Consider the following 15,081-nt stretch of genomic DNA (forward strand, 5'->3'; position numbering starts at 1 on the left):
AGATGGGGGCGACCGTGCAGCTCACTGCTCAGCGTTCTGTCCGGAGCGTGCAGGAGGCGGATTCCGAGAGGGATCCCGCCGTCGCCGTCGCGTCGCTGCGCGCCCAGCTCGAACGTGTGCAGGGCCGCCGACTGGACGCCCCCGTGCTGCCCGTGCTCCCGGCGCTGGCCTCTCTGCTGCCCGGCGGCGGGCTCCGCCCCGGTGCCGCGTACTCCCTTCCGCGCTCGACGTCGGTGCTCCTGGCGCTGCTCGCCCAGCCGTCGCAGTCCGGCTCGTGGTGCGGCGTGATCGGCATGCCGCGGCTCGGTGCCGAGGCCGCCGAGGGGCTGGGGGTCGATCTGTCGCGCCTCGTGCTCATTCCCGACCCAGGTGCCCGCTGGCTCGCGGTCACCGCGACGATCGCCGAGGTGCTGCCGGTGGTCGCCGTGCGGCCGTCGGGGCGCGCCGCCGACGGCGAGATCGCGCGTCTCGCCGCCCGGCTGCGCCATCGCGGCGCCGTGCTCCTCGTGCAGGGGCCGTGGCCGCAGGCCGAGGCGGTGCTCGAGGTCGGCGAGCCGGCGTGGCAGGGCGTGGGGCGCGGCCACGGGTATCTCTCCGGCCGCGAGGTGACGATCACCTCGTCGAGCCGGCGCTGGCCGCGGTCTCGACGGACGCGGGTGATGCTTCCGGATGCCTCGGGGCAGGTGTCCGCCGTCGCGGAGCGGATGCGGGCGGTCGAGCCCCTGCGCCGCGTCTCGGACGACGCCGTGCTCGCCAGGGCGGTGGGGACATGACATCCCCGGTGCCCGTCCGGAGCCTCGTCCTGTGGTTCCCGGACTGGCCGGTCACCGCGATCGCCCGCGAGGCCGGCGCAGCGGGGACGCAGGGTGCGGCGGGGGTGCGGCATCCCATCGCCGTCGTCGAGCGCAATCTCGTCGTCGCGTGCTCGGCATCGGCGCGCGTCGAGGGGGTGCGGCGGGGGCAGCGCCGGCGCGATGCCCAGGCGCGCTGCCCGGGGCTCACGGTCGTCGCGGCCGATGCGGCACGCGATCAGCGGGCGTTCGCGCCGGTGGTGGCGCTGATCGAAGAGCGCGCACCGGGGGTGCAGCTGGTGCGGCCCGGGCTGTGCGCGCTGCGCGCACGCGGCCCCGCCCGCTACTACGGCGGCGAGGCCGAGGCGGCGCGCATGCTGCTCGGAGCGCTGCGCGATCAGGGGCTCGAGGGAGTGCGGGCGGGGATCGCCGACGGTCCCTTCACCGCGGAGCAGGCGGCGCGCGCCGGCACGAGCGCCGACGAGCCGGTGTTCGTGGTGCCGGCCGGGGGAGCGGCGGGATTCCTCGCGCCGCTGTCGATCGCGGTGCTCGACGCGGCGGCCGGCGGCGCGTCGGGCAAGGACGGCGCTGCCGATCTCGTGGGGCTGCTCGCGCGGCTGGGTGTGCAGACACTGGGCGGATTCGCCGAGATGCCTCCCGAACGCGTGCGCGAGCGGTTCGGCGAGCGGGGAGTGAGGCTTCGTGCGCTGGCCGCCGGACAGGATTCGCGACCCGTCGAGCCGCGCACGCCGCCGCCAGAGCTGCAGCGCGAGGTCGCGTTCGAGCCGCCGCTCGAGATCGCCGATCAGGTGGCGTTCGCGATGCGCGTCACCGCCGACGACTTCGTCGCAGGCCTCGGCGCCATCGACCTCGTGTGCACCGAGCTGCGGGTCGAGCTCGTCGGCGACCGGGGCGAGCGCAGTGAGCGGGTGTGGCTGCATCCCGGCTCCTTCGACGCGCCGGCGATCGTCGACCGCGTGCGCTGGCAGCTCGCCGAGGACGTGGGAGCGGGGGATGCCGGCGGCTCCGGCGGCTCCGCGACCGGCGGGCTGCGCAGCGGTGTGGCGCTGGTGCGGATCTCTCCCGAGGCGGTGGAGGCGGCATCCCATCACGCTCCGGCGCTGTTCGGCGGCGGTCCCGAGCAGCGCGTGCACCATGCGCTGTCGCGCGTGCAGGCGATGCTGGGGCATCGCGGAGTGCTCACGCCCGTGATCGGCGGCGGCCGGTGGCTGGCCGAGCGGCAGGTGCTCGTGCCGTGGGGCGACAAGGACGCGCGCGATCGGCGGTCCGGCGCGCGCGGTCCCGGTGTCACGGGTGCGGGCGGTCTTGCGGCGCAGCGCGCACGGCCGTGGCCCGGGAGCCTGCCCGATCCGCTGCCGACGACGGTGTTCGCCGACCCGGTGCCGGTCGACGTGCGGGCGCTCGGCGGCGAGCTGGTCGACGTCGACGAGCGGGGCATCGTGTCGGCGGTGCCCGCGTTCCTCGTCGAGAGCGGGCGGCGCCGGGCGATCGAGGCGTGGGCCGGGCCGTGGCCGGTGGTCGAGCGGGGATGGGATGCCGCACGCGCGCGTCGCGCGCATCGGTTCCAGGTCGTCGACGCCGATGGGGAAGCCTGGCTGCTCGTGTGCGAGGGCGACGCCTGGACCGCGGAGGCGACGTATGACTAGGGGGCGCTTCCGGTCGTCGAGCGAGCGACCGACTCCCGAGACGAAACGCCTCGGGCTGACGGACGACGGCGGTGATTCCTGATGGGCTTCAACAACCCCGGGGTGTCGTGGTCCGAGATGGAGCGCGTGCTGTCGGGCCGTCGCCGGCCGGGCGGCCCGCCGGTGGGCGCGGACGGCGGTGACAGCCCGGCGTGGTCGCACAAGCGGGGGCCGTACGTGGCGCCGCCGATCGAGCGGCCGGTCGACGCCATCCCGTACGCCGAGCTGCACGCGCATTCGTCGTACTCGTTCCTCGACGGGGCGTCGTCGCCCGAAGAGCTGGCGGAGGAGGCCGAGCGCCTGGGGCTGCACGCCCTGGCGGTGACCGACCACGACGGCTTCTACGGCATCGTGCGGTTCGCCGAGGCGGCCGAGGCGCTGCAGCTGAACACCGTGTTCGGAGCGGAGCTGTCGCTCGAGCTGCCGAAGCCCCAGAACGGCGAGGCCGATCCGGTGGGCGCGCACCTGCTGGTGCTCGCGCGCGGCGAGGAGGGGTACCACCGGCTGGCCGGCGCGATCACGCACGCGCAGCTGCAGGGCGCCGAGAAGGGACGCCCGGTGTACGACCTCGACGAGCTGGCCGCGCAGGCGGACGGCCAGTGGGCGGTGCTCACCGGGTGCCGCAAGGGAGCGGTGCGGCGTGCGCTCGCGTCGGCGTCGGGAACGGCGGGGGCGGATGCCGCGGCCGCCGAGCTCGACCGGCTCGTGGCGCTGTTCGGCCGCGACAACGTGCACGTCGAGCTCATCGATCACGGCAATCCGCTCGACACGCGCGACAACGACGTGCTGGCGGGGCTCGCGCGAGAGCGGGGGCTGCCGCTGCTCGCGACGAACAACGTGCACTATGCCGCGCCGAAACGGCAGCTGCTGGCCGCGGCGGTCGCCGCCGTGCGCGCGAACCGAGGCCTCGACGAGCTCGACGGCTGGCTCCCCTCCCACGCCGGCGCGCATCTGCGGTCGGGCGCCGAGATGGCGGAGCGGTTCGTGCGGTTCCCCGACGCCGTGGCGCGCACCGTGACGCTCGCCGATGAGCTCGCGTTCCCGCTGCGCAAGGCGAAGCCGGCGCTGCCGAAGCAGAAGGTGTCCGAGGGGCATACGCCGATGTCGTGGCTGCGCAAGCTCGTGTGGGACGCGGTGCCGCGCAAGTACCCGAACCTTCGGCCGGACGACCGCGACCGCATCGAACGCGAGCTCAGCGTCATCGAGATGAAGGACTTCCCTGGCTACTTCCTGATCGTCCACGGCATCGTGCAGTTCGCCCGCAGCCAGGGCATCCTCTGCCAGGGGCGCGGGTCGGCCGCCAACAGCGCCGTCTGCTACCTGCTCGACATCACGGCGGTCGATGCGATCGGCTACAAGCTGCCGTTCGAGCGGTTCCTGTCGAGCCTGCGCGAGGAGGAGCCCGACATCGACGTCGACTTCGACTCGGATCGCCGCGAAGAGGTCATCCAGTGGGTGTACCGGGAGTACGGGCGCGACCGGGCGGCGCAGGTCGCGAACGTGATCCAGTACCGGCCGAAGAACGCCGTGCGCGACATGGCGAAGGCGCTCGGCCACTCGCCGGGGCAGCAGGACGCGTGGTCGAAGCAGATAGAGGGCTGGGGTGCGCTGCTCGAGACCGGCGCCGGGCACGACATCCCCGACCAGGTGCTGGAGTTCGCCGGCGAGCTGCTGAAGGCGCCTCGGCATCTCGGCATCCATTCCGGCGGCATGGTGCTGACCGACAGGCCGGTGGGAGAGGTCGTGCCGATCGAGCACGCCCGCATGGAGAACCGCACCGTGATCCAGTGGGACAAGGACGACGCCGCCTGGATGGGGCTGGTCAAGTTCGATCTGCTGGGACTCGGGATGCTGGCGGCCCTGCAGTACTGCTTCGACATGATCCGCGCCTCGACGGGCGAGGACTGGGAGCTGTCGACGATCCCCAAAGAAGAGAAGGCGGTCTACGACATGCTGTGCCGCGCGGATGCGGTGGGCGTGTTCCAGGTGGAGTCGCGGGCGCAGATGGGGCTGCTGCCGCGTCTGCAGCCGCGCGAGTTCTACGACCTCGCGATCGAGATCGCGCTCATCCGCCCGGGGCCGATCCAGGGCGGCGCGGTGCACCCGTTCGTGCGCCGCAAGCTCGGCCAGGACCCGGTCACGTATCCGCACGAGAAGCTCAAGCCGGTGCTGGAGCGCACGCTCGGCATCCCGGTGTTCCAGGAGCAGCTCATGCAGATGGGCATGGTCATCGGCGGGCTGAACGGCGAGGACGCCGACCTGCTGCGACGGGCGATGGGCTCCAAGCGCGGGGTCGAGCGCATCGAGTCGCTGCGCGAGAAGCTCTACGACGGCATGGCAGAGAACGGTCTGGTCGGCGAGGAGGCCGACGCGATCTACGCCAAGATCCAGGCGTTCGCGAACTTCGGGTTCGCCGAGTCGCATTCGCTGTCGTTCGCGCTGCTCGTGTACGCGAGCTCGTGGATCAAGCTGCACTATCCGGGCGCGTTCCTCGCGGGGCTTCTGCGGGCGCAGCCGATGGGCTTCTACTCGCCGGCGACCCTCGTCGCCGACGCGCGCCGCCACGGCGTCGACGTGCGCCGCCCGGATCTGCACGCCTCGGGTGTCGAGGCGGTGCTGGAGCCCATCCGGTCGTTGAACGAGCGAGGAACGCGGTCGTTGAGCGAGCGAGGAACGCGGTCGTTGAGCGAGCCTGCGAGTCGAAACGCAGAGACGAAACGCGCCGAGCGCACGAACGGCCTCGGGTCGAGGTCTGCGGACGCCCACGGCGTTTCGTCTGCGGGCGCTGGAGCGCCCTCCGCTCAACGACCGGTTGCCGGGCTCGACTCATGCCTGCAGCGCGAGCAGCCGCCGGTCGGGACGTTCGACATCACCGAGCCGGACGAGTCGGCGGCGCACCGTCGCGACGGCGGGTTCGCGGTGCGGCTGGGGCTGGCGGGCGTCAAGGGCATCGGCGCGGGAGTGGCGCAGCGCATCGTGGCTGCGCGCGACGCCGGCGGGGAGTTCCGTGATCTGCGCGACCTCGTGCGCCGTACTAGCATCACCGCCGCGCAGGTCGAGGCGCTCGCGACCGCGGGGGCGTTCGAGTGCCTCGGCATCAGCCGGCGCGAGGCGATCTGGCTGGCGGGATCGGCGGCGCAGGATCGCCCCGAATTCCTGCCCGACTCGCTCATCGCGGTGCAGCCGCCGCTGTTCCCCGACCCCACGAGCTACGAGCGGCTCGCCGCCGATCTGTGGGCGACGGGCATCTCGACCGACGACCATCCGCTGACCCACTACCGTTCCGGACTCGACGCCCGGGGAGTGCTGACCTCGCGCGAGCTGCGCACGTACGAGACCGGTCGCCGAGTCGAGGTGGCGGGGCTCGTGACGCACCGGCAGCGTCCGGCGACGGCATCCGGCATCACCTTCATCAACCTCGAAGACGAGCACGGTCTCGTCAACATCGTGTGCTCGATCGGCGTCTGGAACCGCTACCGACGCGTCGTCCGGGACTCTCCGGCGCTCATCGTCCGCGGCATCCTGGAGCGATCGGTCGAAGGGGTGACCAACCTGGTCGCCGACGCCTTCGAAGATCTCCGCGTCGAGGTGCAGCATCGGGCGCGGGACTTCCGATGAGCCCGTCGCCGCTCAGCCCGCCGACGGCTCCTGCTCGTCGGTGATCGCGCCGGTCGGCTCCGCATCCTCGACGACATGGTGCACGCCGAGGTCGTCGGCGACCCGGCGGCCGGCATCCACGGCCTCCTCCCTGCTCGCGAAGCTCTGCGAGAGCTCGGGATGCCCCTCGACATGGTTCTCCCATTGCCCGCGGTTGGAGCGGGTCACGACGGGTGCCGTATCGGCGGTCATGTGTCCTCCTTCGTCGTGGAGCGCAGGCTCAGAGATCGCCGTCCCAGGGGGACGGATCGGCGGGTTCGACGTCGAACGCCGCGGTCGGATGAAGGCGGCGCTGGATCGCGTTCAGCCGCGAGACGGCGGGGGCGTCGATCACCTCCTCGGCATCGGTCACGATCTGATGCGCCATCATCTGGCTCGCCGGACCGATCAGCAGCAGCACGCCGCCCACCGAGCCGTCGGCGTTCAGAGTCGGGATCGACACCGTCTCGGCTTCACCGACCTCGGCGAGCGCCTGGCACGTGGCCAACAGTGCAGCGGCGATATCGTCCCCGGTCACGAATTCGCTTCCTGCGTAGATCACCCTCTTCACGTGGCCCTTTCTACCCGCGCCACCCCCATCTGCGCCTTGGGGTTGCGGTCGCCGGACGAAGAAGGTACACCCCGAGTCGACGCTGCTACCGTCGCTGACGTGATCCTCGACCCGACCGCGTCCGCAGCGACCTTGAAGCGATACACGGAACCGTCGCCCGCGACGCCGTGGGCGGCGGTGACGTCGCTGTACTGCGAGGTCTTCACGGCTGAACCCTACGGTGAGGACCCGCAGGATCTCGCCGAGATCTCGACGTGGGGGCCCGGCTTCCTCGCGACACCCGGCAGCGCCCTGGTCACCGCGAGCGACGCGGAGGGGCTGGTGGCCTTCGCGCTCGGCCGTCCGCTGTCATCGGACGAGGGGTGGCAACGGCTGCTCCGGCGAGCCCAGACCCCCGCGGCCGACGCGCTCGCCGACACGCACGGACCCGTCTTCATCGTGCAGGAGCTGGCGACGTCACCCCGCGCTCGCCGTCGCGGGATCGCCCGGGCGTGCCTCGAGCGGCTCGTGCCGCGGGAGGACGGGCTGCGCGCGGTGCTCGGAGTGTTCGCCGTCGCGACGGACGCGCTGGCCTTCTACGAGCGCCTGGGCTTCGGTTCCGTCGGCGGCGTCACGGTGGCCGACGGACGTCGGCTGGAGCTGCTCGCTGCAGCAAGTGCGACTGCGGAGTTTCTTGTGGCATGACACTCTCCGCCCCCGCTAGCGTGTGGCGCGGGGGACACCGAGAGACCGGGGGATGCGATGGCGCACGTGGTGGCGACAGGTGCAGGCAAGGCGATGATGGAGCGCCGGAACGATCCGACGCACGAGTACATCCTGAGATTGACCGGCAAGGAGCGTCCTCGGGTGCTGTTCGTCGGCACGGCGACCGGCGACGACGCCGCGTACGTCGTCAGCTTCTACACGACCTACGACTCCGACAGGTGTGCACCGCATCACCTTCCGCTCTTCCACCGGGCGGTCGACGACCTCGCGGCGTATGTGAAGGGGTTCGACGTCATCCACGTGGGCGGCGGCAACACCGCGAACATGCTCGACGTCTGGAAGCGCCAGGGCCTCGACCGCATCATGCGCGAGATGTGGGAGGACCCTGCCTCGAACGTCGTCTTCACCGGTGGCAGCGCCGGTGGGATCTGCTGGTTCGAGGGCGGCACCACCGACAGCTACGGTCCCACGCTGCAGGTGCTCCCCGAGGGCCTCGGCTTCCTGTCGGGGAGCTTCTGCCCGCACTACGACGCCGAAGACCAGCGGCAGCCACTGTTCCATGCGGCGCTGCTGAGCGGCGAACTGTCGACGGGGTATGCCGTCGGCAACCTGCAGTCGCTGCACTTCGAGGGCTCCGAGTTCGTCACGGCGGTGAGCCCGGTCGAAGATCCGCTGGCCTTGAAGGTCGAGGCCGTGGACGGCCGGATCGTCGAGACGCCGCTGCCCGCGCAGGTGCTCGCCGGAACCGGCCCGATCGTGAAGGGGCCGTCGTCGTGAACGACAACGTGTGGATCCTCATCGCCGAGCTGCTGGTCGTCATCGCGGCGATCTACATGGGCACCCGCACGAGCGGGATCGGCCTGGGCGTCTGGGGGCTCGTCGGCGTCGCCGTGCTGGTGTTCGTGTTCGGCGAGGCGCCGGGCAGCGCGCCCGTCGACGCCGTCTTCATCGTCATCACCGTGATCACCGCGGCCTCGACCATGCAGGCGGCGGGCGGCATCGACTGGATGGTGTCGGTGGCGGCGAAGGTGATCCGCCGCCGGCCCAAGTCGGTGGTCTTCCTCGCGCCCGCCATGTCGTTCCTCTTCACGGTCGGCGCAGGGACGGGCAACATCTTCTACCCCCTGCTGCCGGTGATCTACGACGTGTCGTACCAGCAGAAGATCCGCCCCGAGCGTGCACTGTCGGTATCGGCCGTCGCGTCGCAGGTCGGCATCCTCTGCTCTCCGGTCTCGGCGGCGACCGCGTCGATGGTCGTCCTCCTCGCCCCGGAGGGCGTCGACCTCGGCGGACTGCTGCTCATCATGTGGCCGGCGTCGATCCTCGGCCTGTTCGTGGCGGCGCTCGTCATGATGCGTCACGGCCGCGAGCTGGAGGACGACCCCGTGTTCCAGAAACGTCTCGCCGACCACCAGATCAAGCCGCCCACCGAGGACGCGCACGAGCAGAAGCTGCCGCGCACGGCCGTGCTGTCGGCATCCATCTTCCTCATCGGCGTCGCGGTGATCGTGATGTTCGGCCTGTTCGAGGGACTGCGTCCGATCATCGGCACCGACGACAGCGGCGACCCGGTGCGCGTGAGCGTCACGGTCATCATCGAGGTCACGATGGGCGTCATCGCGGCGCTGATCTTCCTGCTCTGCAAGGTCAAGGCGGCCGACGTGCCCAAGCAGTCGACGTTCCCCGCCGGCATGGTCGGCGCGATCGCGCTGTTCGGCATCGCGTGGCTGGCCAACACCTTCGTCGCCGCCAACCAGCAGCTGATCGTCGACGGGCTCGGCTCGGTGGTCGCCGGGTCGTCCGCGTTCCTCGGGGCGCTGCTGTTCGCGCTCGCCCTGTTCGTCGTGGCGATGCTCACCACCAGTCAGTCCAGCGCCACGAACGCCATCGTGCCGATCGGCATCACGATCGGGCTCCCGGCCTCACTGCTCGTGGGGCTCTGGCCCGCCGCGATGGGCATCTACACGCTGCCCGCCAACGGCAGTCAGGTCGCCACCGTCGCGTTCGACCAGACCGGCACCACCAAGATGGGCAGGTTCGTCTTCGACCACTCGTTCCAGCTGCCGAACCTGGTGTACATCGGGGTCGCGATCGTCGCCGGCGTCGCGCTGTCGTTCGTCTTCGTCTGACATGACGGATGCCGCCGACCCGGCCGTTCTCAGCAGGTTCCTGCTCGGGCTCGCCGAGGGGCTGACCGCTTCGGGCGAGTCCGTCGATCGCATCCGCGACACGATGGCGCAGATCGCGAAGGCGTACGGGCGCGAGGGCGCCCAGTTTGTCGTGCTGCCGACGCTCACCCTCGTCGAGACCGGTGAGCACGGCGGCCCAGTAGCGCTGCGATCCACGACGCGCACCCAGTTCCGGTTCGACCAGATCGCCGAGCTGTACCGCTTGATCGAAGCGGCCAGGCGCGGCGGGGTGGAGCCGGAAGACGGCATCCATCGACTCAACGAGATCGGGGCCATGCGCCCACGGTTCGGGTGGATCGTGCGCACGCTGGGTCATGCCGTGCTGACGCTCGGCCTCGCTCTGCTGCTCGAGCCGACGTGGCAGGGCGCGCTCATCGCCCTGGGCCTCGGCGCGGGCATCGGCCTGCTCAAGCTCGTGCGGTCGCCCACGCTGCAGCTGATCATGCCGATCGTCGCCGCCTTCGTGTGCGCGGTGGCGGTGTTCCTGCTCGCCGAAGTCGTGCCGATCGGCGATCCGCTGCACCTGCTCATCGCGCCGCTGGCGACGTTCCTCCCGGGCGGCGTGCTGACGACCGCGACCATGGAGCTGGCCGCGCGGCAGATGCTCGCCGGTGCGGCGCGCCTCGTCTACGGACTGGTCCAGCTCGCGCTGCTCTCGTTCGGCATTCTCACGGCAGGGGTGGTGGCGGGCGTGGACTCGAGTGCGTACGAGCCGCTGGCGTCCGCCGCGGCGCTGCCGTGGTGGGTCGCGCTCGTCGGCGTCGTCGTGATCGCGGTCGGCGACTACCTGCACTTCTCCGCGCCGTCGGCGACGTTCGGCTGGGTGCTGCTGGTGCTCGCGGTCGCGTACGCCGCGCAGAAGCTCGGAGCGACGCTGATCGACCCCGCGGTGGGCGGCCTCATCGGCGCGCTCGCGATGACGCCGCTCGTGCTGTGGATCGCGGATCTGCGCCACGGCGCCCCATCGCAGCTGACGTTCCTTCCCGGATTCTGGCTGCTCGTGCCGGGTGCGGCGGGGCTCGTGGGCCTGACGGAGTCGGTGGCGACCGACGGCGGTCTGGCCGACTTCGCCGCGGCGCTCACCGCCGTGATGTCGATCGCGCTGGGCGTGCTGATCGGCACGGCCGTGTACCGCGCCGTGCATCACGGTGCCGAAGAGATCGTGCAGTTCGCCGTGGCGCTTCCGCCCCAGCCCGACGCCCCTGTGCCGACCACGCTGGGTCAGCGCATGCGGCAGTGGTGGGGCTCGGTGCGCAAGCGCCCGTAGGGTCGCCGAACCAGGAGCGGGGCGCGATGTGACGTCGGCTTTTTGAGGCCGACGTCACGTATAGGTTAGGCTTCCCTAACGTGACCCCCGATGCGAGCCTTGAGCGTCCCACCGACGAGTTGCGCGGCGAAGCGCTCGCGCTGAGCTACGGCCGCACGCGGGTCGTCCACGATGTGTCGCTGCACCTCCGTTCCGGCGTCGTCACGGCGCTGATCGGTCCCAACGGCAGCGGCAAGTCGACCGCGCTTCGGGCCCTCGCGCGCCTGCACCGCATCGACGCCGGATCCGTGCACATCGACGGCACGACCGGACGGCGGGATGCGGCATCCCTCACGGCGAAGGAGTTCGCGCGCACCGTCGCGATGCTGTCGCAGTCGCGCCCTCATCCGTCGGGCCTCGAAGTGCGCGACGTCGTCGCCTACGGACGGCACCCGCACCGGGGCCGGTTCTCGGGGCTCACCGACACCGACCGCGACGCCATCGACCGCGCGCTCGCGCTCACCGGGCTGACCGCGATGGCGCACCGGCCCGTCGACGAGCTGTCGGGCGGCGAGCTGCAGCGCGTGTGGCTCGCGACGTCGCTCGCGCAGAGCACCGGCATCCTGCTGCTCGACGAGCCGACCAACCACCTCGACCTGCGGTACCAGATCGAGACGCTCGACCTCGTGTGCGACCTCGCCGACCGCGGCACCGCCGTGGGCGTCGTGCTGCACGACCTCGACCACGCGGCGGCCGTCGCCGACGAGGTCGTCCTCATGCGCAGCGGCCGGGTGCACGCCGCCGGCGCGCCCGCCGAGGTGCTGACGGCCGACAACCTCACCGACGTGTACGGGTTCCGCATCGACACCGACGTCGACGACGCCACCGGCCGGGTGCGGGTGATCCCGCGCGGCCGCCACCACGAGCGCCTCCGCCGGTCCGCAGCCGTTCCCGTCTGACCCTTCCTGTCCGCACAACCCTCTGGAGCCCTCCCGATGACCAAGCCCCTTGCCGCCCTCGCCGTTCTCGGCGCCCTCACCCTGGCGCTCACCGCGTGCGGGACGACCCAGGTGCCCGCGTCCGCCGACGCCGACGCCGCCACCACGACATCGACGAGCGCCGGCTGCGCGGACGACACGACGGCGACCTCGACCGACCCGGTCGAACTCACCGACGCCTTCGGCCGCACGGTCTCGCTGGACGAGCCCGCCACGAAGGTCGCCGTGCTCGAATGGCAGCAGATCGAGGACGTGCTGTCGCTGTGCCTCACGCCGGTGGCGGTCGCGGATGCCGAGGGCTACCGCACGTGGGACACGGCCGAAGAGCTTCCCGAGAGCGTCGAGAGCGTCGGCACGCGGCAGGAGCCGAACCTCGACGCGCTGTTCGCGACCGAGCCCGACCTCGTGATCGTCGAGGCGTACACCCGTGACGACGAGATCATCTCGCAGCTCGAGGAGTACGGCGTCCCCGTGCTCGCGACGCTGGGGGCCGACGCGGCCGACCCGATCGGGCAGATGCTCGACACCTTCGACCTCATCGCGCAGGCGACCGGCCGCGCCGAGCGCGCCGACGTGGTGAAGGACGAGTTCGAGCAGCACCTCGCCGACGCCAAGGCCGAGGTCGAGGGCGCCGCGCCCGCGGTCACGGACTTCGTGTACTTCGACGGGTGGGTCGACGGCGGCAACGTGTCGCTGCGCCCGTTCGGCCAGGGATCGCTCGTCGGCGAGATCGGCGAAGAGCTCGGCCTCACGAACGCGTGGACGGGCGAGGTCGACCCGGCCTACGGCCTCGGCCAGACCGACATCGAGGGCATGACCACGATCGGCGACGCGAACCTGTTCTACACCGGAACCGTCGACCCCGACTCCGAGAGCTTCGTCGACGCCGCTGCCGAGAACCCGGCGTGGGCATCGATCCCGGCTGTCGCCGAGGACCGGGTCACCGCCTTCCCCGGCGGGATCTGGACCTTCGGCGGACCCCGTTCCGCCGGGCAGATCATCGACGCCTACGTCGCCGCGATCACCCAGTGAGCACGCGGTCGTTGAGCGAGCGGGTCTCCCGTTCGTCGAGAGAGGATGCCGGCGTCCGGGCTGACGCGTCGCATCCCGCGCCGGGCCCCGGCGCGCCGGCTCCGGCCGCTCGCTCAACGACCGGCGCGGCCGTCGGCGTGCTGCTCGCGCTGCTGGTGGTGCTGGTGCTCGTCGCGGCCTGGCATCTGACGCAGGGCACGAGCGGCGCCGCCTTCCCCGACGCCGATGTGCTGTGGGGCTCGCGCGTCCCGCGGCTCGCGGCCGGCGTCGCGGTCGGCATCGCGCTGGGCGTGGCAGGCCTGCTGATGCAGTCCCTGTCGCGCAATGCGCTCGCCTCGCCTGACACGCTGGGCGTGACGGCGGGCTCCTACCTCGCGGTCACCGCGGTGGCCGCCTTCGGTGTCGCCGTGCCGATCTGGGCGTCCGGGTTCGTCGCGTTCGCGGGAGGCCTCGCCGCCGCCGCGCTCGTGCTCGGCCTTGCGGGTGGAGCGGGAACCTCGACCACCCGGCTGGTGCTCGCCGGATCTGCGCTCGCCCTCGCCTTCCAGGCGGGCACGTCGGCGCTCCTCGTGCTCTTCTCCGAAGAGACCAAGGGGCTGCTCGCGTGGGGGAGCGGCAGCCTCTCGCAGCTCGGCCTCGAGAGCTTCCTGCGCGCCGCGCCGGTGGTCGTCGTGTCGGTCGTGCTCGCCCTCGTGCTGGCGCGCCGCTTCGACGTGCTGGCCCTCGGCGACGACACCGCGTCGTCGCTCGGCGTGCCGATCCGGTCGACCCGGGTGTTCGGCATCCTGCTGTCGGTCCTGCTCACGGCCACGGCCGTGACGCTCGCCGGCCCGATCGGCTTCGTCGGACTGTGCGCGCCGGTGCTCGCCCGGCTGCTCGCACGCGTCGTGCCGGCGCTCGGCCGGCATCTGCTGCTGATCCCGCTGTCGGGCCTCGTCGGTGCGATCGTCGTCATCCTCGCCGACGCCCTGCTGCGGGCGATCATCGGCCCCGAAGGCGCCATCGCCGTGCCGACCGGTGTCGCCACCACCGTCTTCGGGGCGATCGTGCTCGTCGTCATGGCGCGGCGACTGCGCGATTCGGGTCCGACCCGTCGCCCGCCCACCATCCGCATCGGCGTGCGCAGCGGGCGCCGGTTCGTCGTGGTGCTCATCGTCGCCGCGGTCGCCCTGTGCGCCGTCGTGCTCGCCGGCATGCTGCTCGGCAGCACCCGCCTGCTGACGGGCGACATCCTGCTGTGGCTTCAGGATGCCGCACCCCCGCGCATCGCGTTCGCCCTCGACGAGCGCGCCCCGCGCGTGATCGCCGCCGTCGTGGCGGGCGCCGCGCTGGGCCTGTCGGGAAGCGTCACCCAGGCTGTCAGCCGCAACCCGCTCGCCGATCCGAGCCTGCTCGGCATCACCGGCGGCGCGGGCCTGGGCGCCGTGCTGGTCGTGACCAGCGCCACGGCGACGACGTTCGGGATGCTGGCGGCCGCGGTCGTCGGCGGCCTGCTGGCATTCGTGCTCGTCTACGCCCTCGCGTGGCGCGGCGGGCTCAGCGCCGACCGGTTCATCCTGATCGGCATCGGCGTCTCGTACGGCACCGTGGCGCTGACGACCTTCGTGCTGCTGCGCGCCAACCCGTGGGACACCCCGAAGATCTACACGTGGCTGTCGGGCACGACGTACGGGCGCATCTGGGAGCAGGTGATCCCGCTCGCGATCGTGCTCGCGATCGCGCTGCCCTTCGTGCTCGCCCACCGCCGCGACCTCGACATCCTCGCCATGGACGAGGACACGCCGCGACTCGTCGGCATCCGCCTCGAGCGCACGCGCCTGCTGCTGCTCGTCGCGGCGGCCGTGCTCGCCGCGCTCAGCGTGGTCGCCGTCGGCGTGGTCGGCTTCGTCGGACTCGTCGCACCGCACGCCGCGCGGGCCCTCGTCGGGGCACGGCACAGTCGCGTGATCCCGGTCGCGGTGCTCCTCGGCGCGGTGCTCGTGGGGGTCGCCGATGTGCTCGGACGCACCGTCATCGCTCCGGCGCAGCTGCCCGCGGGCCTCGTCGTGGCGCTCGTCGGCGCACCGTACTTCGTGTGGCTCCTCTGGCGCTCGCGCGACACATGATCCGCCCGACCCGCCGCATCAGCGGCGGGCGCCCCGCGCCGGGATGACCACGGTCACGGAGGAGCGCGTGGCCGTGGCATCCCCCCGTCACGTCGGTGACGA

12 protein-coding genes are annotated in these 15,081 nt (G+C 72.1%); 10 read left to right on the forward strand and 2 right to left on the reverse strand.

What is annotated here, in order from left to right:
- Positions 1-2 precede the first annotated feature (2 nt).
- The 3 genes from JNB62_RS06330 (at position 3) to JNB62_RS06340 (ending at position 6,115) form a co-directional block, all read left to right on the forward strand.
- Entirely contained in the window at positions 3-773 is a 771-nt protein-coding gene (locus JNB62_RS06330) for a hypothetical protein (protein WP_223230981.1), read from the forward strand.
- Complete coding sequence (locus JNB62_RS06335) at positions 770-2,458, forward strand: Y-family DNA polymerase (RefSeq protein WP_220300024.1); 1,689 nt, start codon at positions 770-772, stop codon at positions 2,456-2,458. Before JNB62_RS06330 ends, JNB62_RS06335 begins: the two co-directional genes overlap by 4 nt.
- A gap of 81 nt (positions 2,459-2,539) precedes the next feature.
- Positions 2,540-6,115, forward strand: coding sequence for an error-prone DNA polymerase (locus JNB62_RS06340; protein WP_220300025.1), 3,576 nt, complete (start codon positions 2,540-2,542; stop codon positions 6,113-6,115).
- 12 nt (positions 6,116-6,127) lie between these two features.
- Here the strand turns inward: JNB62_RS06340 and JNB62_RS06345 are convergent, their stop codons facing one another.
- Both JNB62_RS06345 and JNB62_RS19550 read right to left on the reverse strand, forming a co-directional pair.
- Complete coding sequence (locus JNB62_RS06345) at positions 6,128-6,346, reverse strand: DUF2188 domain-containing protein (protein ID WP_220300026.1); 219 nt, start codon at positions 6,344-6,346, stop codon at positions 6,128-6,130.
- 28 nt (positions 6,347-6,374) lie between these two features.
- Entirely contained in the window at positions 6,375-6,704 is a 330-nt protein-coding gene (locus JNB62_RS19550; RefSeq protein ID WP_220300027.1) for a hypothetical protein, read from the reverse strand.
- A 99-nt stretch (positions 6,705-6,803) separates the two neighbouring features.
- Between JNB62_RS19550 and JNB62_RS06355 the strand changes: the two genes are divergently transcribed.
- The 7 genes from JNB62_RS06355 to JNB62_RS06385 all read left to right on the forward strand — a co-directional run bounded on the left by JNB62_RS06355 (position 6,804) and on the right by JNB62_RS06385 (position 14,979).
- Positions 6,804-7,388, forward strand: a complete 585-nt coding sequence (locus JNB62_RS06355) for a GNAT family N-acetyltransferase (protein WP_220300028.1) — start codon at positions 6,804-6,806, stop codon at positions 7,386-7,388.
- Positions 7,389-7,457: 69 nt separating this feature from the next.
- Positions 7,458-8,186, forward strand: coding sequence for a Type 1 glutamine amidotransferase-like domain-containing protein (locus JNB62_RS06360; protein WP_308291740.1), 729 nt, complete (start codon positions 7,458-7,460; stop codon positions 8,184-8,186).
- Complete coding sequence (locus tag JNB62_RS06365; RefSeq protein ID WP_220300030.1) at positions 8,183-9,538, forward strand: anaerobic C4-dicarboxylate transporter family protein; 1,356 nt, start codon at positions 8,183-8,185, stop codon at positions 9,536-9,538. Before JNB62_RS06360 ends, JNB62_RS06365 begins: the two co-directional genes overlap by 4 nt.
- A gap of 1 nt (position 9,539) precedes the next feature.
- Positions 9,540-10,865: a threonine/serine exporter family protein gene (locus JNB62_RS06370; protein WP_220300031.1), complete on the forward strand. Its 1,326-nt coding sequence runs from the start codon at positions 9,540-9,542 to the stop codon at positions 10,863-10,865.
- A gap of 80 nt (positions 10,866-10,945) precedes the next feature.
- On the forward strand, positions 10,946-11,803 hold the full coding sequence (locus tag JNB62_RS06375) for an ABC transporter ATP-binding protein (RefSeq protein ID WP_220300032.1): 858 nt from the start codon (positions 10,946-10,948) through the stop codon (positions 11,801-11,803).
- Between the two features lie 36 nt (positions 11,804-11,839).
- A complete protein-coding gene (locus JNB62_RS06380) occupies positions 11,840-12,874 on the forward strand; it encodes an iron-siderophore ABC transporter substrate-binding protein (protein ID WP_220300033.1) in 1,035 nt (344 codons plus the stop codon).
- A gap of 11 nt (positions 12,875-12,885) precedes the next feature.
- Positions 12,886-14,979, forward strand: a complete 2,094-nt coding sequence (locus JNB62_RS06385; RefSeq protein WP_220300034.1) for an iron ABC transporter permease — start codon at positions 12,886-12,888, stop codon at positions 14,977-14,979.
- The last annotated feature ends 102 nt before the right edge of the window (positions 14,980-15,081 follow it).

The sequence above is a fragment of the Microbacterium jejuense genome (assembly GCF_019511665.1).
Taxonomy (GTDB): Bacteria; Actinomycetota; Actinomycetes; order Actinomycetales; family Microbacteriaceae; genus Microbacterium; species Microbacterium jejuense_A.